The following is a 22177-nucleotide window of genomic DNA, read 5'->3' as shown; positions in this document are numbered from 1 at the left end:
CATGAACTCGCCTTTAGTCGGGCGAGTTGTCCGTGCGGTCGCACGTCATTGCCGCTTTCGGGCCACCAGGACGATCGAATCAATCGCAAGGTCTCGCGCATCCATCGACCTGAACGGCATGGCCAGTTTCGGACGGATTTCCTCGACCCGCGCCTCAGCGGCGGAGCGGAGGCCTTCGGGCACCTTCTCATATGCAATCGGCGCGGGCAGCGATCCCGGGCCGACCAGCGAGGTCGCCAGGATCTCATAATCGAGTCCGAGCCTGTCGCAGGCGGTACGATACCGGTCGATGAGGACACGATTGGGGCGCCCGCGCCTGCGCGACATATGGGGATAGAGCCAGCTCGCCACCTTGAGGAAGGTCAACTCGTGCTTTCCACTTGAGGTGAACATCCCGTGATCGCGGAAATCGACATAGTGAACGAGGACACCGCCGGTCTTCAGCGCCGCCGTCATGCTTTCCAGGGCCAGGATTGGGTCGGAGACGTGTTCGAGCACCGCGCACGAGCACACGGCGTCGAAGTTTCCGTTACGTGCGAAATACTGCTCCGCTGCCGCCGGCTCGCCGGATTCGAATGTGATCCTCGAGTGCAGATCGGTCGGGTCCGGAAACAGCGCGGTGAGCTTGGGTGAGCGCTGGATGATTGCATGATAGGTGCGGCCCAGCAGTTCGGGATCGTGCGGGAATACGAAGCGATCAAGCAGAGCCACAGTGTCCGCACCCTCATCGATGAGGAGCAAGGCAGTCGCCGCGCTGCCGCCCGGACCGATTTCGGCGACCCGCCCCTTGGCGGCTCCGTACATGGAGTAGCTGGACACGACTTGGCGCGCGTAGGTAACGTCCGCTTCGACCGTCTCACCGCTCAGATGTTCCTGCGGCGCCGGATTGGCCCGTGAAAGGCCGAGCGTTGCGAGCGCGTTGTCCGTCAGGAACAGCGCTATCGTGATAGTTTCGGAACGCAGGGCGAGGTTTAGCAGGCGTGTCTTCAACCCGCTCATCTTAATGACTTTCCTCGATATGGTCTGCGCTCCCGGTAACCGCCCGATCTGCGCTTGTCCATTGAGGTATGCCCGTCGTGATCGTCCGGCGCCCCGCCAGCCCTCAGCCCGCCAGGCGCAACTGCGGACCCGTCGTCGCGGGGGGCTGGTCGGGCCAGATGCCGCGGGTGTCGTACACCGCCTTGCCCGCGCGTTCGTCAAGCGGGATCGAGCGGAAGATGTCGTGATCGACCAGCACCACCATCGTGTCGCAGCCTTCCAGCGCGGTGTCGATGTCGATCAGCCGGGCGCCGCTGGCGGCCAGCGTGTCGGGCAGGGTGCGCGCATAGGGTTCGACGATCCGAACGCGCTCGCCAAAGCGCGCGGCTAGGGCCGAGGCGACCTTGAGTGCGGGGCTTTCGCGGAAATCGTCGATATTGGCCTTGAACGCCAGGCCGAGCAGCGCGACCGGCCCCTGGGTCGCCTCGATCAGGGCCGTTGCCTTGGCGATGGCGTGGTCGGTCTTCGCGTCGTTCACCTCACGGGCGGTGCGGATCAGCGGCGTGTTCGCCGGGTCCGCGGCGACGAGGAACCACGGATCGACCGCGATGCAGTGCCCGCCGACGCCCGGTCCGGGCGACAGGATGTTGACGCGCGGATGGCGGTTGGCGAGGCGTATCACCTCCCATACGTCCACGCCCATCCCGTCGGCGATGACCGACAGTTCGTTGGCGAAGGCGATGTTGACGTCGCGGAACGCATTTTCCGTCAGCTTGGTCATTTCCGCGGCGCGGCTGGTTGTGGTGACACAGGCCCCGCGCACGAAGCGACGGTAGAATTGCAACGCCTTGCGCGCACAGCGTGACGTGATGCCGCCGATCACCCGGTCGTTGTCGATCAGCTCGATCAGGATGCGTCCCGGAAGCACGCGTTCGGGGCAATAGGCGATGGCGATGTCGGGGGCGCCGGCGCTGCGGCCGGGGATCGCCAGATCGGGGCGGAGCTGGGCGAGCAGGTCCGCGACCTTTTCGGTCGTGCCCACGGGGGAGGTGGATTCGAGTACGACGAGGTCGCCCGGCTTGAGCGCGGCGGCGACGGTGGTCGCGGCGCGCAGGACATAACCGATGTTGGGTTGATGATCGTGATCGAAAGGGGTCGGCACGGCGATGACGAACACGTCGGCCGGCTCGATCGTCAGCGATGCGCGCAGATCGCCGCGCGCGACCACGCCGGAGACCAGGCCGTCGAGATCGACTTCCTCGATATGCACCTTGCCCGAATTGACCGTCGCGACCACGTCAGCCGACACGTCTATGCCCAGCACCTTGGCGCCCGTGCGCGCGATCACCGCCGCGGTGGGAAGGCCGATGTATCCCAGGCCGAGAACCGCGACCTTGTAATCAGAGTCCGAACCCATCCGCGATGATCCCCGCAATCCGTTTTGCGGCCTGGCCGTCGCCGAACGGATTGTGGGCGCGGGCCATGGCCGAATAGGCTGCGGTATCGTCGAGAAGGGTGAAGACTTCGGAAACGATGCGGTCCTCGTCGGTGCCGACCAGCCGCGCCGTGCCAGCGGCCACGCCTTCGGGGCGTTCGGTCGTGTCGCGCATCACCAGCACCGGCTTGCCCAGCGCGGGCGCTTCTTCCTGCACCCCGCCCGAATCGCTCAGCGCGATGTGCGCCATGCCGAGCGCACGGATGAAGTGCGGATAGTCGAGCGGGTCTATGCGCGCGACGTTCGGCCGGTCCCCCAGCAGGGCGTCCATCACCGATACGACGTTCGGGTTCGGGTGGACGGGGAACAGCACCGCCACGTCGTCGCGGTCGGCGATGCGGCCGATCGCGCGGGCGATCGCTTCCATCCCGCCGCCGAAATTCTCACGGCGATGGGTGGTGACCAGGATGATCCGCTTGCCGGCGAAGCGATCCGCGACGCTGTCGAGACCGGACGCGAGCGCGGGATCAGCGGTGATGCGATCCTGCGTCCACAGCAGCGCGTCGATCACGCTGTTGCCGGTCACGTGGACGGTGTCGGGCGCGATGTTTTCGCGCAGCAGCGCGTCCGCGGCGGTCTGCGTCGGAGCGAAATGCTGGTCTGCGATCGGCGCGACGATGCGCCGGTTCACCTCTTCGGGCCACGGCGCCCATATGTCGCCGGAGCGTAGCCCGGCCTCGACATGGCTGACGGGCACCTTGCGATAATATGCGGCCAGCGCGCCGACCATCGCGGTGGCGGTATCGCCCTGCACAATCACGCGATCGGGGCGCTCCGCGTCCATCACCTCGCCCAGGCCCGTCAGCAGCCGTGCCGTCAGCCGGTCGAGCGACTGGCCGGGTTCCATCAGGTCGAGATCGATGTCGGGGGTGAGCCCGGCGATCGAGAGAACCTGATCGAGCAGGCCGCGATGCTGCGCGGTCACGCACGTTGTGACGGCGAGGCCGGGCGTGCCGGCCAACTCGCGGACGACGGGAAACAGTTTGATCGCCTCGGGGCGGGTGCCGAAGATCACCATGGTCTTTTTCATGGGAGCGGCTTTATCGTGGATCGCTTAAGCGCGCGCTAACCGCTTGCCGATTGCGGCTGGCGCGAGAGCAGACTAGGGCGCGGCCATGACCTACAAGCCGATCCGAAAGGCCGTGTTCCCCGTCGCGGGGCTGGGCACGCGCTTCCTTCCCGCGACCAAGGCGATGCCGAAGGAGATGCTGACGGTCGTCGACAAGCCGCTGATCCAATATGCGGTCGAGGAAGCGATCGAGGCGGGGATCGAGCAGGTCATCTTCGTGACCGGGCGCGGCAAGGGCGCGCTGGAGGATCATTTCGATATCTCCTACGAGCTCGAGGAGACGATGCGCGCGCGCGGCAAGAGCCTGGAGTTGATCGACGGTATCCGCCAGAAGCCCGGCTCGCCCGTCTATATCCGCCAGCAGGAACCGCTGGGCCTGGGCCATGCGGTGTGGTGCGCGCGGGAGATCGTCGGCGACGAGCCGTTCGCGGTGCTGCTGCCCGACGAACTGATGGTCGGCACGCCCGGTTTCCTGAAACAGATGGTCGCTGCCTATGAGCGGGTGGGCGGCAACCTGATCGGCGCCCTGGAAGTCGCGCCCGAGGAGACCAGCAAATACGGCATCATCACGCCCGGCGCGGTCGATGGTCCGCTCGTCGAGGTGCTGGAGGTGATCGAGAAGCCGGCGCCGGGGACCGCGAAATCCACGCTGATGACGCCGGGCCGCTATATCCTTCAGCCCGAGGTGATGCGCATTCTCGACCGGCCCGTCCGCGGCGCGGGGGGCGAGATCCAGTTGACCGACGCGATGGCGCAGTTGATCGGCCGCCAGCCGTTCCACGGCTATTCGTTCGACGGGCAGCGCTATGATTGCGGCGATAAGGCCGGCTATATCCAGGCCAATCTCGCGCTGGCGCTCGCGCGCAGCGACATCGGCCCGTCGGTGCGCGCCTTCGCCAAGGCCTTGCTCGCGAACGAAGGGTAAATCTTTCCGCGCTAGACCCCCGCCCGAACGACAGGTTGGGGACACATGAAGGGCATCATCCTGGCGGGGGGCAGCGGCACGCGGCTCTACCCCGCGACACTGGCGGTATCGAAGCAACTGCTGCCGGTGTTCGACAAGCCGATGATCTATTACCCGCTGTCAGTGCTGATGCTGGCTGGGATCCGAGAGATCCTCGTCATCTCGACGCCGCGTGACCTGCCGATGTTCCGTTTGTTGCTGGGCGACGGATCGGCCTTCGGCATCGACCTGAGCTATGCCGAGCAGGCGGCGCCCCGCGGCCTGCCCGAGGCCTATATGATCGCCGAAGATTTCCTGGGCGGCGAGCCTTCCGCGCTGATCCTGGGCGACAACATATTCCACGGCGACGGCCTGCCCGCGCGGTGCCGCGAGGCGGCGGCGAAGCCCGCGGGCGCGAGCGTTTTCGCCTATCGCGTTACCGATCCCGAGCGCTACGGCGTGGTCGATGTCGATCCTGATACGGGCCGTGCGATCGCGCTGGTCGAGAAGCCGCCGCAGCCGGTGTCCGACTGGGCGGTGACGGGTCTGTACTTCTGCGACGGCGACGCGCCGGCGATCGCGCGGTCGTTGCAACCGTCGGCGCGCGGCGAACTGGAGATCACCGATCTGTTGCGTGCTTATATGGAGCGCGACGCGCTCGACGTCGTGCGGCTGGGGCGCGGCTATGCCTGGCTCGACACGGGCACGCACGACAGCCTGCACGACGCCTCGTCCTTCGTTCGCACGATCGAGCATCGCCAAGGCATCAAGATCGCCTGTCCCGAGGAAATCGCGCTCGATCAGGGCTGGCTTGCGCCGGGCGATCTTGTTGCACGGGCGGGCGCGATGGGGCGGACCGGCTATGCCCACTATCTGCGCGATTGCGCGGCGAAGGCGGCATGATGCGGCGCGTGCTCGTCACCGGCGGGGCTGGCTTCATCGGATCGGCATTGGTCCGCCACCTGATCGGCGAGGGGACTGGCCGCGTCGTCGTGCTCGACAAGCTGACCTATGCCGCGTCCCCGGCGGCGCTGGAGGCGGCGAGCCGGTCGCCCCGCTACCGGTTCGTCCGCGGCGACATCGGCGACCGCGCGCTGGTTAGCCGGCTGTTGGCGGAGGAGGCGATCGACCTCGTCATCCATCTCGCTGCCGAAACGCATGTCGACCGCTCGATCGCCGGGCCGGCAGCCTTCGTCGAGACCAACATCGTCGGCACCTTCCATCTGCTGGAGGCCGCGCTCGAGCATTGGCAGGCGCTGGAGGGGGAGGCGAAGGCGCGGTTCCGCTTCCACCATGTCTCCACCGACGAGGTGCACGGCGACCTCGATTTCGGGGACGCGCCGTTCGATGAGGGATCGGGCTATGATCCGTCCTCGCCCTATTCGGCGTCCAAGGCCGCGTCCGATCACCTCGTCGCGGCTTGGGGGCGGACCTATGGCCTGCCGGTGCTCGTCACCAACTGCAGCAACAATTACGGGCCGTTCCAGTCACCCGACAAGCTGATCCCGCGCATCATCGCCAATGCGCTGGGCGGGCGCGAGCTGCCGGTCTATGGCGAGGGGCGCAACGTACGCGACTGGCTGTATGTCGAGGACCACGCCGCGGCGCTGGCGCTGGTGGCGACCCGCGCGGCGCCGGGCGCGCGCTATGCGATCGGCGGGCGGGCGGAGCGGTCCAACCTCACCGTCGTGCGTGGCCTGTGCGACCTGCTCGACCGACTCTCGCCGCGGGCCGACGGGCGGTCCTATCGCCGGCAGGTGACCTTCGTCGCCGACCGTCCGGGACACGACCTGCGCTACGCCATCGACCCGAGCCGGATCGAGCGCGAACTCGGCTGGCTACGCGTGCATGATTTCGAGAGCGGGCTGGAGGCGTGCGTGCGCTGGTATCTGGCGAACCGCGACTGGATGGACCGGTTCGTCGGCGCCGGCTATGCGCTGGAGGCGGCCGGCGACCGGCTGCGCGGCGCGGCCTAGGACCGGGCCAGCAACTGCGCGATCGCTTCGCGGCCAATGACGCGGGGTCGGTCGGTATCGCGGTCGTGGACGATCAGCAACGCTGCGGACTGGGCGGCGCTGCTCAGCCTCCGCCACTCCGACAGCGCCTGTGCGATGGAAGTCTCGGCGGGTGGCGGGCTGGCGGGATCGAACGTGGTGACGAGCTGAGCGCTGGCGATGCCGTGCGGCATTTTCCCCTCCTCTGGTTCCGATACGCTGAACCATTCACGCCCGAACGCACGATCGGGCCGAAGTTTCCCAGGAACTGTCAGCGGTTAGATCGTCACCAGCCGATCCTCGCCCAGATCGGCGAGCAGGCCGATCATCCCGCCGCCTTCCGCTCCCGGCGGCAGCGCCGCGCCGTGGGTGTCGAGCGCGGTCTGGCAGGCGATCACCTGGACGCCCAACTCGCGGGCGGCCTCCGCCAGCGGCCCCGCCAGCGCCAGGGTGACGGCACGGTCGTGGAGGTAGAGCCGGACCCGCCCGCCGAGCGCTGCCTGTGCATTGGCAAGCGTCAGCGCCGCGTCGAAGCGGGCCGGATCGTCGCCGGCGACGATGATCGTCAGGCCGCGCATCGGCATCCCGGATCCTTGGGCACGGTGACGGTGCGGAAGCGGAAGGCGAGCGCGTCGGCAATCAGCAGCCGGCCGGCGGGGTCGTCGCCGAACGGCACGACGGCGCGGATCGCCTCCAGCGCGGCGAGGCTGCCCATCACCCCGGCCATGGCGCCGAGCACGCCGATTTCGGCGCAACTCGTTCCGTCGCGATTGGGATCGTCGCCGATGAGGCAGCGGTAGCAGGGGAGGTGCGCTTCCCAGCCGCGATAGACCGCCAGCTGCCCCTCGAACTGGGCGACGGCGGCGGAGACCAGCGGCACGCGGGCGGCGTGGCAAGCGTCGGCAACGGCGAGGCGCGTGGCGAAATTGTCCGATCCGTCGACGACGACGTCGCAGCCGGCGACGAGCGACGCGGCGTTGGCGGGGAAGATGCGGGTCCTGTGCGGCTCGACCGCGACGGCCGGGTTGATCCGGGCGACGGCGCGGGCGGCGGCATCGACCTTGGCCGCGCCGACATCGTCGGTGGCGAAGATCGTCTGGCGCTGGAGGTTGCCAAGATCGACATGGTCGTCGTCGATGAGCACAAGGGTGCCGACCCCGGCGGCGGCGAGATACTGGATCGCCGGACTGCCGATGCCACCCGCGCCGACCAGCGCGATCCGCGCCGCGGCCAGCCGAACCTGCCCCGCGCCGCCGATCTCGCGGAGCACGATGTGGCGGGCATAGCGTTCAAGCGCGGCGTCATCCAGCGTCATCGGGCCCAGTCGAAGGTGAGCGACGCGAGATACCAGCCGCCGGCGGCGCGGCGCAGATTGCCGCGCGCGAAGCTGGTGACGAGGCCGGCGGCGAACTGTTCGACGGTGGGGCAGTCGATGGCGCGGGGCACCGCCGCGCGCACGGTGCCGTCGCGGCGCATCATCACCGCGACCTCGACCGCGATCTCGTTGCGATCGACCGGGCAGCGGCCCTCGCGCACCTCGCCGGCGACGAATTCGGTGAGGTCGGGCGTCAGCACCGGCGCCTCGCGCCACGGCATCGGCGGCAACCGCGACCAGTCGGCCGGCGGGGCGAGCGCCGCGGCGCGCGCGGTCGGCACCACCGGCGGCGGCGGAGCCGGGTCGACGGGCGCGGCCTGCGCGGCGACAAGCATCAGGACAGCGGATACGATCATCGCCCGGTCGATCCGAAGCCGCCGTCGCCGCGCGCCGTCGCGTCGAGGTCTGCTACCTCGTCGAGCGTGGCGCGCTGGACCGGGGCGGGGACCAGTTGGGCGATGCGATCGCCGCGCGCGATGGTGAAGACGGCGTCGCCCAGATTGGCGAGGATCACCTTCACTTCGCCGCGATAGTCGCTGTCGATCGTGCCGGGCGTGTTGAGACAGGTCACCCCATGTTTGAGCGCGAGGCCGGAGCGCGGGCGGACCTGAACCTCATAGCCATCCGGGATGGCGAGCGCGAAGCCGGTCGCCACCGCGCGCCGCGCGCCGGGCGCGATCTCGCATGTTTCGGCCGACACCACGTCCATCCCCGCCGCGCCGGCGGTGGCATAGGCGGGCAGCGGCAGGTCGGCGCCGTTGGGCAGCCGCTTCAGGGCAATCCGGATCGGGGTCATGCCGGCAAGGATAGCCAAGTGCGAAGCGTCTGTCGAAGCGGGCGCAAAAGTGACGGAAACGCGGTCAATTCGTCCACCTTCGTCACTTTTGTCACCTTTGCCCCGACGCCCACCGCGAGAAGTTCCGCGCCCCTCAACCGTTCCATACCGCGGCGAGCTTGTTCCCGGTCGGATCGCGGACATAGGCCGCATACCAGTCCGGCCCATAATCCGGGCGCGGACCGGCTGCCCCTTCGTCACTGCCGCCATGCGCCAGCGCCGCGGCATGGAAGGCATCGACCGCCCCGCGCGAGGGCGCCGCGAGCGCGACCATCGTGCCGTTGCCGGCGGTGGCGGGCGCGCCGTCGAACGGCGCGCAGGTCCAGACCGTCAGCCCGGTGCCCGTGCCGCCCTCCGAATAGGCGCGCCAGCCCGGCCATGTCATGTGGCAACTCCAGCCGAGCGTGGCCATCACCGCGTCGTAGAAGGCCTCGGCGGCGGCGGCATCGCGCGCGCCGAGGGTGATGTAGTTGTTCATGTCCGCCCCCTCCGTGGGAGGGAGACATGCCATAAGTGCAGGAACAAATAAAGAACAAAATTGTGGTACGGCAGCCTGCCCAGGTGGCAAGCGCGGGTTGGCCGCCCAGATCCGGTCGAAGCTGCTCGCGCTCCCGCCTGCGCGGGAGCACGCCGGTACTTCCAACAGATTGCATCAAATCCTAAGCCTGTGCGGTGAGCACATTCGTCTATAGCGCGTGGTTTCTGGACGGGAACGCCGGCGAGGAAGATCAGGATCGTGAATGGGTTGCGTGCATCTTGATCGAAGCAGCAAGTCCGGAAGCTGCCGCAGATTGGGGAGACAGGCTCGCGCGCGATCGGGCGGGACAGGACGTGTTCCTGCACTCCTCAATTGAGCTCGCACGGGATGTCCAGGGGGTTGTAGACTGGTCAGGCCTACCTCGCATTAGGGCCGGCAATGCCGCCCCGGACGATGCAATCGGCTGGTAAGCCGCGTCCGCATCCCTCAATTCTGGGGGCGGGAGCCGCTCCCTTCACCAACCTTCGCTAGGCGCCTGCGGTGCCAAGCTGCGGTATCCTTCTCCCTCCGGAGAAGATTTGGAGGCTCAGTGGCCTTCCGCCAGCGCTCCCGCGATCCGTTGTGCCAGCCGCCTTGCGACGTCCGCCTTCGACAGAGGTTCCCAGTCCTCGACGCCGTTTGCCGTGACGAGGTGGATGGTGTTGGCGTCGCCGCCCATCACGTCACCCGACACATCGTTGGCGACGATCCAGTCGGCACCCTTGCGCGCGCGTTTCTCGGTCGCGTTGGCGACGACATTCTCGGTTTCCGCCGCGAAGCCGACCAGCAGGGCGGGGCGGCGGTCGCTCGCGGCGAGGCCGGCGAGGATGTCGGGGTTGGTGTGGAGCGCGAGCGGCGGGGCGCCCTGGCCCTTCTTGAGCTTCTGCGCCGCCGCCTCGACATGCCAGTCGGCGACGGCGGCGACCATCACCGCGGCGTCGGCGGGCAGCGCGGCATCGACGGCGGCGGCCATGTCGCGCGCGGTTTCGACGTCGACGCGTGTCACGCCCGGCGGGGTCGCGAGCGCGACCGGGCCGGAGACCAAAGTCACCCGCGCGCCGAGTTCGGCTAGCGCACCGGCGATGGCATAGCCCTGTTTCCCCGAGGAGCGGTTGGCGATGTACCGCACGGGATCGATCGGCTCGTGCGTCGGGCCGGCGGTGACGAGGATGTGGCAGTCGGTGAGCGGCAAACCCTGCGGCCCGGTGAAATGCGCCTCGATCGCGGCGAGGATGGCGGGCGGTTCGGGCAGGCGGCCGGGACCATATTCGCCGCAGGCCATCGCGCCGTCATCCGGGTCCAGCACATGCACGCCGTCGGCGCGTAGCGTGGCGACGTTGCGCTGCGTCGCGGCGTGCTGCCACATCCGGACGTTCATCGCGGGGGCCGCGAGCACGGGCGTGTCGGTCGCCAGCAGCAGGGTGGTGGCCAGATCGTCGGCATGGCCGTTCGCCATGCGCGCGAGCAGGTCGGCGGTCGCGGGCGCGACGACGATCAGGTCGGCCTGGCGGCTGAGCTGGATATGGCCCATCTCCGCCTCGTCCTTCAGATCCCACAGGGTCGTGAAGACCTGGTTCTCGCTCAATGCGGCGAGCGTCATCGGCGTGACGAAATGCGCGCCGCCCTCCGTCAGCACACAGGTCACGGCGTGGCCGGCCTTGCGGAGCAGGCGGATCAGCTCGCACGCCTTGTAGGCCGCGATGCCGCCGCCGACGATCAGCAGGATGCGCTTCATTGGCTGATCCTCTGCACCCGGACGCGGCGCCTGTCGAGCAGGCTGGCCGTGAGATCGCGCAGCCCGTCGGGCGCGAAGGCGAGGCCGGCGAGCAGCACGGGCGCGGGCATCAGCGCCCAGTAGAAGGTGTCGGGCCGCGCGAACATCGCGATCGCCAGCGCATAGCCGGCGAACAGCGCGAGCGCGCGTTCAGCGAGCGGATCGGCCAGCGCGCTCCAGCCGAACAGCGCGAGGGCGACGAGGATGGCGGCGATGGCGAGCGGCAGCACCTGCAGCGCGGTGGAGGCGACGAGTGCGCGGACGAAGAAGCCCGGCCCCTGCAGCCCGCTCCACCCCGGCGACGCGGCGTCGAGCGGCCCGACCACTCGCGACACGCCCCAGGCGTGCGCGGCGAGGACGAGGGCGAAGGCGAGCAGCGCGACGAGCCAGCCCGCCATCTCGCGCCGGGCGCCCTCGCGCCAGGCGAACACCGCCATGACGAGGGGGAAGAGCGCCGCCGTCTCGCGCGTCAGCATCGCGATCAGGCCGAGCGCGACGCTGGGGAGCCAGCGGTCGGGGGTGCGCAACGCGAGCGCGAGGGCGACAAGCTGGGCGGCCCATATTTCATGGAAGGCGACGAGGCCCGGCTGGACGAAGGCGACGAGGCCGCCTGTGAGCAGGATCACGGCGGACAGGCGGGCCGGTGGGCGCGCGAGCCGCTCGCGCAGCCGCAGCCACCACGCGGCTGCGACGCCGATCGCGAGCAGGTGGAGGATCGCGATCGCGACAGGCGGCGGCAGGAATGCCTGCACCGCGGCATGGACCGGCAGGCGGAAGGTGACGAAGGGCTTCAGCGGATAATCGCCCGCGCGCAGGGCGTCGGCGGTCACCTGATAATAATCGCCGCCGCCGCGCACCCCGGCGATGACGTTTTCGTACATCGCCAGGTCGCTGGTCGAGGCGCGCGGATCGGCGGGCGTGTCGGCGGGGTTCGGCACCGCGAGCGCGGTCAGCGCGGCGAGCATCAGCAGCGCGACGAGGATGGCGGAAACGATCGCATGGCCGCGCCTGATGCCCGCGAAACGCGAGGGGCGGGCGAGCCAGATCGGCGTGCGAACGCCCCGCGCGGGAAGCGGAGGCTCGCCGGCCAGGCTCACCCGGCGATCCACAGGGTCGCCGCGACAGCCGCCGCCGCCGACAGCAGCGCGACCGCCGCGTAGCGCCAGCCGCCGCCGACGCGCACCACCTCGATCTCGCGCAGCGGCGGGGCGGGGGGGGCGCCGCCGGGGGAGGGATAGCGCGCCTCGATGTTGCGGATCAGGTCGGGCAGGCGGGCGAAAGTCTTGAGGTCGCGGACGATGCGGTCGGCCGCCCATGCCTCCGGCCCCAGTTCGGTGCGGATCCATTCCTTCACGAACGGGCCCGACACATCCCACATGTTGATTTCGGGATCGAGCCGCGTCGCGACGCCCTCCACCACCACCATCGTCTTTTGCAGCAGCAGCAGGTGCGGTTGCGTCTGCATGTCGAAATCGCGGGTGATCGCGAACAGCCCGTCGAGCATCGCACCGACCGACATGTCCTTGACCGGGAGGCCGCGCATCGGCTCGCCGACCGCGCGCAGGGCCGTGGCGAACTCGGCGACATTGTGGTGCGGGGGGACGTAGCCCGCCTCGAAATGGATTTCCGCGACGCGTTTATAGTCGCCGGTAATCAGGCCGTAGAGGATTTCGGCCAGCCACACCCGCGCGCGCCGATCGATCCGGCCCATGATGCCGAAATCGATCGCCGCGATCCGATTGCCGGGCAGGGCGAACAGATTTCCCTGGTGCATGTCGGCGTGGAAGAACCCGTCGGAGATCGCCTGGCGCAGAAAGGCGCGGACCAGCTTCGACGCCATCGCCGGCAGATCATAGCCCGCGGCGACCAGCGCGTCGCGGTTCGACAGCTTGATGCCGTCGACCCATTCGAGCGTCAGCACCTTGCCGGTGGTGCGCTGCCAGTCGATCGCGGGGATGACGAAATCGGGTTCCGCGACCATCCCCTCGGCGAGCTCGGAGGCCGAGGCGCCCTCGCGCCGCAGGTCGAGCTCGCGCGCGGTCCAGCGTTTGAACGTCTCGATGACGAGGCGGGGGCGCAGGCGGTTGGCTTCCCCGCCCAACGCCTCGAGCTGGGCGGCCGCCCATTCATAGGTATCGATCGCGCGGGCGAAGTCGGCCTCGACTCCGGGGCGAAGGACCTTCACCGCGACGGTGCGGCCGTCGTTGGTGACGGCGCGATGGACCTGCGCGATCGAGGCGGCGCCGATCGGCGCTTCCTCGAACTCGGCATATAGATCGGCGAGCGGGCGTCCGAAGCTGCCCTCGATCCGGGCGCGGATCGCCTCGAACGGGACGGGCGGCAGCGCGTCCTGCAGCCGCATCAGATCATGCGCGGCATCCTCTCCGACCAGATCGGGGCGGGTGGCCAGCGTCTGCCCGAGCTTGATCGCGGCGGGACCGATCGCCTGGAACGCCTCGGCATAGCGCGGCACTTTCGGCACCCGCGCACCGAACCGCGCGATCCGGGCGAGGCGGCGGACGGGGGCGGGCGTGTTGGGATCACGTTCGATCCCGCGCAGCGCGCCATGGCGGGCGAGCGTGCGGCCCCATTTGAGCAGGCGCCAGACATGGGTTGCGGAAGATGTCATGCGGCGCAGGGCTTGGCGCGGAGAATAGTGATTCTCGCGCAGAGGCGCAGAGGACGCTGAGGCGCTTTCGCGCGCGGCAGCGCGCCTGCGTTCCTCGCGAACCGCTTCAGGGCCGCTGTCGCGGCGTCGCACCACATCCCAGCGACCTCTGCGCCTCTGCGCGAAAGAATCTTCCCGCCTTCGCGGTGCCGCGCGAACACCGTCAAATCTTCCAGCCCGAATGGATGGCGACGAGGCCGCCCAGGATCGGTTCGACCTTCGTCTGGACGAAGCCCGCCTCGGCGATCATCGCCTGGAACGCCGGCATGTCGGGGAAGCGGCGGATCGATTCGATCAGGTAGCGATAGCTGTCCTCGTCGCCGGCCAGCGCCTTGCCGAGCTTTGGCACCAGCTTGTGCGAATAGGCGTCGTAGACGTCGCCGAACAGTGGCCAGGTGGTCGTCGAAAACTCCAGGCAGAAGAATCGCCCGCCGCGCCGGAGCACGCGGTGCGCCTCGCGCAGCGCGGCCGGGATGTCTGTGACGTTGCGGATGCCGAAGGCGATCGTATAGGCGTCGAAGAAGCGCTCGGGGAATTGCAGGACTTCCGCATTCGCCTCGGTCCAGACGAGACCGTCGATGCCGCGCTGCGCCGCGCGTTCCATGCCGACTTCGAGCATCGCGGGGTTGATGTCGGCCACCGTCACCGACGCGCCCGATTTCGCGATCCGGAACGCGATGTCGCCGGTGCCGCCGGCCATATCCAGCACCTGCTCGCCCTCGCGCGGCTTCACGCGGGCGACGAACCGGTCCTTCCACAGCCGGTGCATGCCGCCCGACATGGCGTCGTTCATCAGGTCGTACTTGCTCGCGACGTTGCGGAAGACCTTGCCGACGCGCGCGGTCTTTTCCGCGGGCGCGATGTCTTCATAGCCGAAGGATACGGTGTCGTTCATGGCCGCCGCGATAGCGAAGCCTTGTGGGGCGGGCAAACGCAACCTAGCTGGTCGGCGTGCCGGAGCTTCCCGAAGTCGAAACCACCGTTCGCGGGCTGACGCCCGTACTGCAGGGCCAACGCCTGGCGTCGGTCGTCACGCGGCGCGGCGATCTGCGCCGGCCGTTCCCTCCCGAACTGGCCCAGCGGATGACCGGGGCGACCGTCACCGCCCTGTCGCGGCGCGCCAAATACGGGCTGATAGAGACGGATCGCGGCGACACGATGATCTTTCACCTGGGCATGTCCGGGCGCTGGAGGGTCGATCCGGCCGAGGTGCTGCCGCACGACCATCTGGTGATCGAGACGGGCGAAGGGCGGCGGCTGGCGCTCAACGATCCGCGCCGGTTCGGCTCGGTGGATCTGATGCCGACCGCCGAGGTCGCCGGGTGGCCACCCTTTGTTGCGCTGGGCCCCGAGCCGCTGGGACCGGGCTTCACCGCCGCGCATCTCGAGCGCGTGCTGGGCGGGCGGACGGCGTCGATCAAGCAGATGCTGCTCGACCAGCGCGTGGTGGCCGGGCTCGGCAATATCTATGTCTGCGAGGCGCTGCACGAGGCAGGCGTCCGCGCGTCGAGGCCGGCGGGACAGGTATCGCGCGTGAAGCTCGCCCGGCTGGTCGAGACGGTGCACGAGGTGCTGGACGCGGCGATCGCGGCGGGCGGATCGTCCCTGCGCGACTATGCCCGGCCCGACGGCGAGCTCGGCTATTTCTCCAAGCAGTTCAAGGTCTATGGCCGCGAGGGTGAACCGTGCGCGTGCGGAGGCAAGGTGGCACGCTATGTCGAAGGCGGGCGATCGACCTTCTGGTGCCCGAAATGCCAGCGGTAGGACCGATCGACATTCAGGCCATTTCGGCCTGCAAATGGCGGTTCCGCGTGCTTCCGGTGCTCACGTACCGAAAGTACGCTGCGCTCCGGGTCACGCAAAACCACCATTTGCGGCTGCGTCTGACCTGAATGTCGATCGGTCCTAGTTTGAACCCTGGCGGTTGACCGAATCGCCCTCGCTCGCTAAGGGCGCCGCTTTCCCGGCTCGTGGAGGCTTTCCGCGCGCCCTCTACACAGCAGGATTTGAACGTAATGGCGAATACGCCCCAGGCGAAGAAGCGCATCCGTCGCAATGATCGTCGCGCGGAGATCAACGGCAACCGCGTGGGCCGCATTCGGACGTTCGTGAAGAAGCTCGAGTCGGCGCTGGCCGCCGGCGACAAGGATGCGGCCACCGCCGCGATCGCACAGGTCCAGCCGGAACTGGCGCGCGGCGTCGCCAAGGGCGTGCTCCACAAGAACACCGCGGCGCGCAAGTTCTCGCGCCTGACGAAGCGCCTCGCCGCTCTCGCCTGATTCGCACGCCGGGCCACGGCCCGCCGGTGATATGAAACGCCCTGCCGGGGATGCCCGGCGGGGCTTTTTCTTTGCCTGAAACGGCGCGCGCGGAACGCTACGCGAACGCCCGCCGGGGCCGAATTGAGAAAACGCAGCTTTTACCGCGATTCGCGGCGGGTCGATCCGATCGATATGGCTAATTAGTTGAAATATAACAGGGAAATTAATTTCCGACGGGAATCCGTGAGTCAATCCGGATTATTTCAGATTCTTTACGCGGCGCCGCTTGATCGACTCATCCAAGCGTTTCACAACGCCATTTCGCAGCGGCGCCAGCCGTCGCGGACCAAGCAGCTTTCGGGGTGGTTGCTGGCGAGGGCGTCGCCTTCGTTCGGGGGAAGAATGTTCGGTCGATAACGAGGGGCGCAGCGAATCGTCGTGGCGCCGGCGGGAAGGATGCGCGCGTGGCATTTTCGGTGGCAAGGATTGGAGAGGCCGACGATGCCGTGGCGAAAGCCTGGGCACGCGTCCGCACCAACCTGCGCCATTCGGCCGGGCAGCGCCTGTTCGACCAGTGGTTGAAACCGGCGGTGCTGGTGGATGGCAGCGATGCCGAGACAGTGCGCATCGGCCTGCCCAGCGCGTTCATGACGACCTGGGTCAAGAGCCATTACGCCGACCGGCTGTTCTTCGAATTCCGCGCCTTCCTGCCGACATTGCGCAGCGTGTCGATCGAGACTGTGGCGGAGGCCAGGCCGCAGCGCGCGATCACCGTAGAGACGCCGGCGCCGAGCGCCGAGCCGGCCCGCGCGCCGGCGAGGAAGACCGAAGCGGCGAGCTTCGACCCGCGCTTCACCTTCGAACGGTTCGTGGTCGATGCGTCGAACCGCGTCGCGCTGAACGCCGCACGGGCGCTGGCCGAACCCGGTCGGCCGCGGTTCAGCCCGCTCTACCTCCATTCGGGCACCGGGCAGGGCAAGACCCACCTGATGCACGCGATCGGCCATGCGTTTCTCGACGCCTGTCCCGATGCGACCGCGCTCTACATGCCGGCCGAACGCTTCATGTTCGAATTCGTCCAGGCACTGCGTGCGCGCGACACCCATTCGTTCAAGGCGCGGCTGCGCGGCGTCGACCTGCTGATGATCGACGACCTGCAGTTCATCGCGGGCAAGGATTCGACGCAGGAGGAATTCTTCCACACCGTCAACGAGTTCATGGGCGCGGGCAAAAGGCTGGTGATCGCCGCCGATCGCAGTCCGATGACGCTCGACGGGATCGAGCCGCGGCTGCTGTCGCGGCTGGGATCGGGGCTGGTGGCGGACATCAAGGCGCCCGAGCTGGAACTGCGCCGCGCGATCCTGAGTGCCAAGCTGGCGGATGCACCCGACGCGGTGGTGCCGGGCGACGTGCTCGAACTGCTCGCGTCGCGGATCACCGGCAGCGTGCGCGAGCTGGAAGGCGCGCTCAACCGCGTCGTCGCCTATGCGCAATTGAACGGCGAGGCGATCAGCCTGGATTTCGCGATCGGCGTGCTGGGCGACCAATTGCGCGGCAGCCAGCGCCGCGTGACGATCGACGAGATCCAGAAGGCGGTGTCGACGCATTTCGATCTGAAGCCGATCGACCTCCTCTCCGCCCGCCGCGCGGTGGCGGTGGCGCGGCCGCGCCAGATCGCGATGTACCTCGCCAAGCGGCTGACGACCCGCTCTCTGCCCGAGATCGGGCGCAAGTTCGGCAACCGCGATCACTCCACCGTGATCCACGCGGTGCGCCGGATCGAGGAACTGCGCGGGACCGACCGCGACATCGACAGCGCGGTGAACGCGCTGATGCGGCAGCTGGAGCGCTGACGGGCGGCGCGTGGCTGACGTCACGGTCCTGTATCGTCCGGTCGGTCGGGCCGAACTGGCCCTTATCGAAGAGAGCGGGATGACGGCATTTCCCCCGCGCCTGCCCGATCAGCCGATCTTCTACCCCGTCACGACCGAGGACTACGCGATCAAGATCGCGCGGGACTGGAATGTGCGCGACAGCGGATCGGGCTATGTGACGCGGTTCGCGGTGGAGCGGGCGTATCTGGACCGGTTTACGGTCCAGGATGCGGGCGGGCGGGCGCATCGCGAATATTGGATTCCGGCCGAAGACTTGGATCGGTTCAACGCCGCGATCGTCGGTCCGATCGAGGTAATCCACAGGTTCGACTAGCCGGCGGCAGGCGAGCAGGTCCTGCGCCTTCGCCGCATGTTCAGGCGGTTCGCGCTGCCATCATCGCCGTCGCACGATCGGTCGCGAGCCGGGTGTCGGTCGCCAGCTTCTTCACTTCGGTCGCGACGACGGCGAAGCCGCGGCCGGCGTCTCCGGCGCGCGCGGCCTCGATCGTCGCGTTGAGCGCGAGGAGGTTGGTCTGCTGCGCGATCCCGCCGATAGTGCGGACAATGGTGTCGAGTTCGCCGACCATCACCTGAAGGTCGCCGGCCGTCCGTTTCGATTCGGTGATGTCGGCCGCGATCTTGAGGATGCGGTCGGGGCGTCCGTCGGGTCCGAAGACCGGGTTGTAGGTCGCCTGCAGCCAGACGCGGCGCCCGCGCGCGTCGAGCCGGCCATATTCGCCCGAATCGAATTCACCGCGGCCCAGCTTCGTCCAGAACGCCGCATATTCGGCCGACGCGGCGTAATCGGCGTCGCAGAAGATGCGGTGGTGCTGGCCCAGCAGCATGTCGCGCGGATAGCCGAGCAGGTCGCAGAAGACGGCGTTCGCCTCCAGGATGATGCCCTCGGGCGTGAACTCGATGACGGCCTGGGACCGCTTGATCGCGGCCCACGCCGCCTCCAGGCTTCCCATCTGCTGCGCCACACCCGTCTCCTTCACAGAAACGGCCTGTAACAGCGTAAGAACGAAGGGTTACTTAACGCGCCTTTTCGAATTGTCAGATCTGCAACCCGACCGCCTGCTGCGCGGCGCGCAGGGTGGGAGCGGCCATTTCGGTCGCCCGTGCCGCCCCCTTCGCCAGTTCGGCCCCCACCGCCGCGCGATCGTCGAGCAGCCGCGTCAGGCGATCGCGGATCGGGGCGAGCTTCGCCACCGCGAGGTCGGCGAGGGCGGGTTTGAAGGCGCCGAAGCCCTGGCCGGCGAACTGGTCGACCACCGCCTGCGGCGTCACATCCGCCAGCGCGGCGTAGATCGTCACGAGGTTGCGCGCCTCCGCCCGTTCCGCCAGCGCGTCAAAGCTGTCCGGCAGCGGATCGGGATCGGTGCGCGCCTTGCGGAATTTCTGGGCGATCAGATCGTCCGAGTCGATCAGGTTGATGCGGCTCATGTCCGACGGATCGGACTTGGACATCTTCGCGCCGCCGTCGCGCAGGGACATGATGCGCGGCGCAGCCTTGGAGATCAACGGCTCGGGCAGGGGGAACAGATCGACGCCGTAATCGGTGTTGAACTTCTCGGCGATGTCGCGGGTCAGCTCCAGATGCTGTTTCTGGTCCTCGCCGACGGGAACATGGGTCGCCTTATAGGCGAGAATATCGGCCGCCTGAAGAACTGGATAGGTGAAAAGTCCGACCGGCGCTCCGTCGCGGTTCTTGCCGGCCTTGTCCTTCCACTGGGTCATGCGGTTAAGCCAGCCCATCCGCGCCGTGCCCTGGAGAATCCAGCACAGTTCGCTGTGCGCGGGCACCCGCGCCTGGTTGAACATGATCGAGCGCTCGTCGATGCCGGCGGCCAGCAGCGTCGCCGCCATCTCGATCGTGGTCGAGGCGCGCTCTGCGGGCGTCATGCTGCCGGTCAGCGAATGAAGGTCGGCCAGGAAGAACAGGCATTCGCCCTGATCCTGCATGGCGACCCACTGCTTGATCGCGCCCAGATAGTTGCCGAGGTGCAGGTTTCCGGTGGTCTGGATGCCGGACAGGATGCGCATGGGGGTCCTCTAAGCAGCGGGGCGGCGGCGCACCAGCGCCTTCAGGTCGGAGAGGCGATAGGCGCGGAAGCCGAACGCCGCGGCGAAGTAGACGAGCGCGCCGGCCGAGACCAGCACGATCATCGCCCCCGTCCGCTCGATACGGTCGCCGGTGGTGTAGGGGGCGAGCGCGTCGGTGCCGTAGAACAGCGCAGCGCCCATCAGCACCGCCGCCGCCGTCAGCCGGAGCGTGCGGCGGAACAATTGTTCGTCGGCGATGAAATGGCCGCGCTTCCTGAGCGTGCGGTAGAGCAGCGCGACATTGACCCACGAGGCGATGGCGGTGGCGAGCGGCGGGCCCATCTGTTGCAGCGGCATGATGAGCGCGAGGTTGAGGATCAGGTTCACCGCGATCGACCACATCGCGTAGCGCACGGGCGTCTTCGTATCGTGGCGCGCGTAATAGCCGGGCGTCAGCACCTTGACGAGGATGTACGCCGGCAGGCCGAGCGAGAAGGCGGCGAGCGCGCGGGCGCACTGGACGGTGTCCTCGGGCGTGAATTCGCCATGCTGGAAAATCGCGGCGACGATCGGCGTGCCGCAGGCGACCAGCGCGACGGCGGCGGGCAGGGTGAGGAACAGCGCGAGTTCGAGCCCGCGGTTCTGCGTCTCGTTCGCCGCCGCCTCCTCGCCCTTGCCCAGCAGGCGCGAGATGGTCGGGAGCAGCACGGTGCCGAGCCCGATGCCGATCAGGCCGAGCGGGAGCTGGTTCAGCCGGTCGGCGTAGTAGATGTACGAGACGGCACCGGCCGGCAGCAGCGAGGCCGCGAGCGCGGTCGAGACGAGCAGGTTGATCTGCACCGCGCCCGCGCCGGCGGCGGCGGGCGCGATCAGGCCGAGCAGCTTCTTCACATCGGGCGTGAGGCGGGGAAGGCGCAGGCGCAGCTTCACCTTGGCGGCGCGGCAGGCGAGGATCAGCCAGACGAGCTGGAGCACGCCCGCGACGCTGACGCCAATCGCCTGCACACGCGCGGTCGCGATCGGATCGCCCGGCGTGTGGAAGAAGACGAGGCCGGCGATCAGCGTCAGGTTCAGCAGGATCGGGGCGGCGGCGTTGACCCAGAAGCGGTGCAGCGAATTGAGGATGCCGCCGAGCAGCGACACCAGGCTGATGCACAGCAGATAGGGGAAGGTGATTCGCGAGAATTCGACGGCGGTCGCGAACTGTTGCGGCGTCGCGTCGCCGAAGCCGAAGGTCAACAGCCAGACGACGGGGATGGCGAACACCTCCATCAGAACCGTCATCACGATCAGGACGGGCAGCAGGACCGCCAGCGCCGCCTCGGCAAAGGTTATGCCGGCCGACAGGTCGTCGCCCGCCTCGCCCACCTTCCTGTTGAACATCGGGATGAACGCCGCCGAGAACGCTCCTTCGGCGAACAGCGCGCGGAACATGTTGGGCAGGCGGAACGCGATCAGGAAGGCGTCAGACGCGAAGCCCGCGCCGACATAGCGCGCGAACAGCGAATCGCGCACCAGGCCCAGCACGCGGCTGACAAGCGTGAGGCTCCCGATCGAGCCGAGCGCGCGGGCAAGGTTCATGATGTCACGCCTTCCCCCGTTCGCCCCGAGCCTGTCGAAGGGCTGTCCTTCTTTTCCAAGAAGTGCAGGACTTCGACAAGCTCAGTCCGAACGGGGAGGGTGTTATGCCTGGCCGGCGGGCTGCGCCTCGGCCAGCTGCTCCTGCTGGGCGAGCTGCTGGACGTAGAGCGCGCCGAAATCGATCGGGTCGAGCATCAGCGGCGGGAAGCCGCCGTCGCGCACCGCATCGGCCACCACGCGGCGGGCGAAGGGGAACAGGATGCGCGGTGCCTCGCCCAGCAGGAAAGGCTGGACATGCTCGTCGGGGATGTTGCGCAGGCCGAACAGCCCGGCATAGGTCAGGTCGACGACGAAGGCGACGGTGCCGTCCTCGGTCTCGGCCTTGGCGTCGATCTTCAGGATCACCTCGTGCACATCCTCGCCGACCTGGGCCGCGCCGATGTTGAACCCGACGTCGATCTTGGGCGCGCCCGGCGCCTGATAGATGGCCGGCGCATTGGGATTCTCGAACGAGAAATCCTTGATGTACTGCGAGATCACGCCCGCCACGGGCGAGGTGTCGGCGCCATTGCCCATCGGCTCGCCGGAGGCGGCAGTTTCGTCGGCCATATCGAAAATCCCTCGTTAGGCAACGCTCGCCGGGGCCGCGCGTTGTCGGGGGCGAGGGTCGGAAATGTCGCGCGCCGCCTAGCAGGCGCGACCGGCGGTTTCAACGTAGTCGCGGCAGCATGTTTGAAGTCCGGCGCGGACGCGACTATGTTGGCGCC

24 protein-coding genes are annotated in these 22177 nt (G+C 68.3%); 7 read left to right on the top strand and 17 right to left on the bottom strand.

All coding sequences use genetic code 11. The features are described 5' to 3' along the window. Positions 1 to 45: 45 nt before the first annotated feature. From VYI76_RS11100 to wecB, 3 genes are all read right to left on the bottom strand, one after another. Positions 46 to 999 carry a class I SAM-dependent methyltransferase gene (locus VYI76_RS11100; RefSeq protein WP_326524809.1) on the bottom strand — a complete coding sequence of 318 codons (954 nt, stop codon included), beginning with the start codon at positions 997 to 999 and terminating at the stop codon, positions 46 to 48. Between the two features lie 103 nt (positions 1000 to 1102). Further along, positions 1103 to 2395 (bottom strand): UDP-N-acetyl-D-mannosamine dehydrogenase, encoded by a 1293-nt coding sequence (gene wecC / locus VYI76_RS11095; RefSeq protein ID WP_326524808.1) that lies wholly within the window; start codon positions 2393 to 2395, stop codon positions 1103 to 1105. Next, the gene (wecB, locus tag VYI76_RS11090) at positions 2379 to 3503 is read right to left on the bottom strand and encodes a non-hydrolyzing UDP-N-acetylglucosamine 2-epimerase (RefSeq protein WP_326524807.1); all 1125 of its coding nucleotides are present in this window, start codon (positions 3501 to 3503) and stop codon (positions 2379 to 2381) included. Before wecB ends, wecC begins: the two co-directional genes overlap by 17 nt. An 85-nt stretch (positions 3504 to 3588) precedes the next feature. Here wecB and galU point away from each other — a divergent pair, with 85 nt between their 5' ends. The 3 genes from galU to rfbB are packed head-to-tail and all read left to right on the top strand — an operon-like array spanning position 3589 to position 6461. Then, positions 3589 to 4467: a UTP--glucose-1-phosphate uridylyltransferase GalU gene (galU, locus tag VYI76_RS11085; RefSeq protein ID WP_326524806.1), complete on the top strand. Its 879-nt coding sequence runs from the start codon at positions 3589 to 3591 to the stop codon at positions 4465 to 4467. A gap of 45 nt (positions 4468 to 4512) precedes the next feature. Next, positions 4513 to 5388, top strand: a complete 876-nt coding sequence (rfbA, locus tag VYI76_RS11080; protein ID WP_326524805.1) for a glucose-1-phosphate thymidylyltransferase RfbA — start codon at positions 4513 to 4515, stop codon at positions 5386 to 5388. After that, positions 5385 to 6461, top strand: coding sequence for a dTDP-glucose 4,6-dehydratase (gene rfbB, locus VYI76_RS11075; RefSeq protein ID WP_326524804.1), 1077 nt, complete (start codon positions 5385 to 5387; stop codon positions 6459 to 6461). Before rfbA ends, rfbB begins: the two co-directional genes overlap by 4 nt. Here rfbB and VYI76_RS11070 read toward each other — a convergent pair. The 10 genes from VYI76_RS11070 to VYI76_RS11025 all read right to left on the bottom strand — a co-directional run bounded on the left by VYI76_RS11070 (position 6458) and on the right by VYI76_RS11025 (position 14543). Continuing rightward, positions 6458 to 6673: a hypothetical protein gene (locus tag VYI76_RS11070; protein ID WP_326524803.1), complete on the bottom strand. Its 216-nt coding sequence runs from the start codon at positions 6671 to 6673 to the stop codon at positions 6458 to 6460. The genes rfbB and VYI76_RS11070 overlap by 4 nt on opposite strands. A gap of 84 nt (positions 6674 to 6757) precedes the next feature. Beyond that, positions 6758 to 7063, bottom strand: coding sequence for a DsrE family protein (locus VYI76_RS11065; protein ID WP_326524802.1), 306 nt, complete (start codon positions 7061 to 7063; stop codon positions 6758 to 6760). Further along, a complete protein-coding gene (locus tag VYI76_RS11060; protein WP_326524801.1) occupies positions 7045 to 7794 on the bottom strand; it encodes a HesA/MoeB/ThiF family protein in 750 nt (249 codons plus the stop codon). Before VYI76_RS11060 ends, VYI76_RS11065 begins: the two co-directional genes overlap by 19 nt. Then, positions 7791 to 8210 carry a hypothetical protein gene (locus VYI76_RS11055; RefSeq protein ID WP_326524800.1) on the bottom strand — a complete coding sequence of 140 codons (420 nt, stop codon included), beginning with the start codon at positions 8208 to 8210 and terminating at the stop codon, positions 7791 to 7793. Before VYI76_RS11055 ends, VYI76_RS11060 begins: the two co-directional genes overlap by 4 nt. Next, on the bottom strand, positions 8207 to 8650 hold the full coding sequence (dut, locus tag VYI76_RS11050) for a dUTP diphosphatase (RefSeq protein WP_326524799.1): 444 nt from the start codon (positions 8648 to 8650) through the stop codon (positions 8207 to 8209). The genes VYI76_RS11055 and dut overlap by 4 nt, the downstream gene beginning before the upstream one ends. Positions 8651 to 8783: 133 nt before the next feature. Beyond that, positions 8784 to 9167: a VOC family protein gene (locus VYI76_RS11045; protein ID WP_326524798.1), complete on the bottom strand. Its 384-nt coding sequence runs from the start codon at positions 9165 to 9167 to the stop codon at positions 8784 to 8786. A gap of 586 nt (positions 9168 to 9753) precedes the next feature. Further along, the gene (gene coaBC, locus VYI76_RS11040; protein WP_326524797.1) at positions 9754 to 10941 is read right to left on the bottom strand and encodes a bifunctional phosphopantothenoylcysteine decarboxylase/phosphopantothenate--cysteine ligase CoaBC; all 1188 of its coding nucleotides are present in this window, start codon (positions 10939 to 10941) and stop codon (positions 9754 to 9756) included. Beyond that, a complete protein-coding gene (locus VYI76_RS11035) occupies positions 10938 to 12077 on the bottom strand; it encodes a hypothetical protein (RefSeq protein WP_326524796.1) in 1140 nt (379 codons plus the stop codon). Before VYI76_RS11035 ends, coaBC begins: the two co-directional genes overlap by 4 nt. Beyond that, positions 12074 to 13609, bottom strand: coding sequence for a 2-polyprenylphenol 6-hydroxylase (gene ubiB, locus VYI76_RS11030; RefSeq protein ID WP_326524795.1), 1536 nt, complete (start codon positions 13607 to 13609; stop codon positions 12074 to 12076). Before ubiB ends, VYI76_RS11035 begins: the two co-directional genes overlap by 4 nt. Positions 13610 to 13811: 202 nt before the next feature. Next, positions 13812 to 14543: a class I SAM-dependent methyltransferase gene (locus VYI76_RS11025; RefSeq protein ID WP_326524794.1), complete on the bottom strand. Its 732-nt coding sequence runs from the start codon at positions 14541 to 14543 to the stop codon at positions 13812 to 13814. Positions 14544 to 14599: 56 nt separating this feature from the next. On the opposite strand from VYI76_RS11025, the gene mutM reads away from it, so the two are divergent. From mutM to VYI76_RS11005, 4 genes are all read left to right on the top strand, one after another. Next, positions 14600 to 15412 (top strand): bifunctional DNA-formamidopyrimidine glycosylase/DNA-(apurinic or apyrimidinic site) lyase, encoded by an 813-nt coding sequence (gene mutM / locus VYI76_RS11020; protein ID WP_326524793.1) that lies wholly within the window; start codon positions 14600 to 14602, stop codon positions 15410 to 15412. 251 nt (positions 15413 to 15663) lie between these two features. Next, the gene (gene rpsT / locus VYI76_RS11015) at positions 15664 to 15927 is read left to right on the top strand and encodes a 30S ribosomal protein S20 (RefSeq protein WP_326524792.1); all 264 of its coding nucleotides are present in this window, start codon (positions 15664 to 15666) and stop codon (positions 15925 to 15927) included. Positions 15928 to 16373: 446 nt separating this feature from the next. Further along, positions 16374 to 17762, top strand: coding sequence for a chromosomal replication initiator protein DnaA (gene dnaA / locus VYI76_RS11010; protein WP_326524791.1), 1389 nt, complete (start codon positions 16374 to 16376; stop codon positions 17760 to 17762). A gap of 10 nt (positions 17763 to 17772) precedes the next feature. Further along, positions 17773 to 18117: a hypothetical protein gene (locus tag VYI76_RS11005; RefSeq protein ID WP_326524790.1), complete on the top strand. Its 345-nt coding sequence runs from the start codon at positions 17773 to 17775 to the stop codon at positions 18115 to 18117. Between the two features lie 40 nt (positions 18118 to 18157). Here the strand turns inward: VYI76_RS11005 and VYI76_RS11000 are convergent, their stop codons facing one another. The 4 genes from VYI76_RS11000 to secB all read right to left on the bottom strand — a co-directional run bounded on the left by VYI76_RS11000 (position 18158) and on the right by secB (position 22019). Next, the gene (locus tag VYI76_RS11000; protein ID WP_326525095.1) at positions 18158 to 18754 is read right to left on the bottom strand and encodes a methyl-accepting chemotaxis protein; all 597 of its coding nucleotides are present in this window, start codon (positions 18752 to 18754) and stop codon (positions 18158 to 18160) included. A gap of 85 nt (positions 18755 to 18839) precedes the next feature. Then, positions 18840 to 19829 carry a tryptophan--tRNA ligase gene (trpS, locus tag VYI76_RS10995; protein WP_326524789.1) on the bottom strand — a complete coding sequence of 330 codons (990 nt, stop codon included), beginning with the start codon at positions 19827 to 19829 and terminating at the stop codon, positions 18840 to 18842. Between the two features lie 9 nt (positions 19830 to 19838). Beyond that, positions 19839 to 21410 carry a murein biosynthesis integral membrane protein MurJ gene (gene murJ, locus VYI76_RS10990; RefSeq protein WP_326524788.1) on the bottom strand — a complete coding sequence of 524 codons (1572 nt, stop codon included), beginning with the start codon at positions 21408 to 21410 and terminating at the stop codon, positions 19839 to 19841. A gap of 102 nt (positions 21411 to 21512) precedes the next feature. Then, entirely contained in the window at positions 21513 to 22019 is a 507-nt protein-coding gene (gene secB, locus VYI76_RS10985; RefSeq protein ID WP_326524787.1) for a protein-export chaperone SecB, read from the bottom strand. Positions 22020 to 22177 lie beyond the last annotated feature (158 nt).

It is taken from the genome of Sphingomonas sp., assembly GCF_035910975.1.
Lineage (GTDB): Bacteria > Pseudomonadota > Alphaproteobacteria > Sphingomonadales > Sphingomonadaceae > Sphingomonas.
Note: the sequence above shows the minus strand (reverse complement) of the source record. Positions and strands in the feature narration are given on the sequence as shown.

Bases quoted from the DNA above. Each gene is read 5' to 3' on its own strand.
- VYI76_RS11065 (WP_326524802.1), bottom strand. From the start codon at position 7,063: ATGCCGATGCGCGGCCTGACGATCATCGTCGCCGGCGACGATCCGGCC.
- rfbB (WP_326524804.1), top strand. From the start codon at position 5,385: ATGATGCGGCGCGTGCTCGTCACCGGCGGGGCTGGCTTCATCGGATCG.
- VYI76_RS11055 (WP_326524800.1), bottom strand. From the start codon at position 8,210: ATGATCGTATCCGCTGTCCTGATGCTTGTCGCCGCGCAGGCCGCGCCC.
- rpsT (WP_326524792.1), top strand. From the start codon at position 15,664: ATGGCGAATACGCCCCAGGCGAAGAAGCGCATCCGTCGCAATGATCGT.
- trpS (WP_326524789.1), bottom strand. From the start codon at position 19,829: ATGCGCATCCTGTCCGGCATCCAGACCACCGGAAACCTGCACCTCGGC.
- VYI76_RS11025 (WP_326524794.1), bottom strand. From the start codon at position 14,543: ATGAACGACACCGTATCCTTCGGCTATGAAGACATCGCGCCCGCGGAA.
- ubiB (WP_326524795.1), bottom strand. From the start codon at position 13,609: ATGACATCTTCCGCAACCCATGTCTGGCGCCTGCTCAAATGGGGCCGC.
- wecB (WP_326524807.1), bottom strand. From the start codon at position 3,503: ATGAAAAAGACCATGGTGATCTTCGGCACCCGCCCCGAGGCGATCAAA.
- galU (WP_326524806.1), top strand. From the start codon at position 3,589: ATGACCTACAAGCCGATCCGAAAGGCCGTGTTCCCCGTCGCGGGGCTG.
- coaBC (WP_326524797.1), bottom strand. From the start codon at position 10,941: ATGAAGCGCATCCTGCTGATCGTCGGCGGCGGCATCGCGGCCTACAAG.
- VYI76_RS11045 (WP_326524798.1), bottom strand. From the start codon at position 9,167: ATGAACAACTACATCACCCTCGGCGCGCGCGATGCCGCCGCCGCCGAG.
- wecC (WP_326524808.1), bottom strand. From the start codon at position 2,395: ATGGGTTCGGACTCTGATTACAAGGTCGCGGTTCTCGGCCTGGGATAC.
- dut (WP_326524799.1), bottom strand. From the start codon at position 8,650: ATGACCCCGATCCGGATTGCCCTGAAGCGGCTGCCCAACGGCGCCGAC.
- murJ (WP_326524788.1), bottom strand. From the start codon at position 21,410: ATGAACCTTGCCCGCGCGCTCGGCTCGATCGGGAGCCTCACGCTTGTC.
- VYI76_RS11000 (WP_326525095.1), bottom strand. From the start codon at position 18,754: ATGGGAAGCCTGGAGGCGGCGTGGGCCGCGATCAAGCGGTCCCAGGCC.
- VYI76_RS11060 (WP_326524801.1), bottom strand. From the start codon at position 7,794: ATGACGCTGGATGACGCCGCGCTTGAACGCTATGCCCGCCACATCGTG.
- VYI76_RS11100 (WP_326524809.1), bottom strand. From the start codon at position 999: ATGAGCGGGTTGAAGACACGCCTGCTAAACCTCGCCCTGCGTTCCGAA.
- VYI76_RS11070 (WP_326524803.1), bottom strand. From the start codon at position 6,673: ATGCCGCACGGCATCGCCAGCGCTCAGCTCGTCACCACGTTCGATCCC.
- secB (WP_326524787.1), bottom strand. From the start codon at position 22,019: ATGGCCGACGAAACTGCCGCCTCCGGCGAGCCGATGGGCAATGGCGCC.
- rfbA (WP_326524805.1), top strand. From the start codon at position 4,513: ATGAAGGGCATCATCCTGGCGGGGGGCAGCGGCACGCGGCTCTACCCC.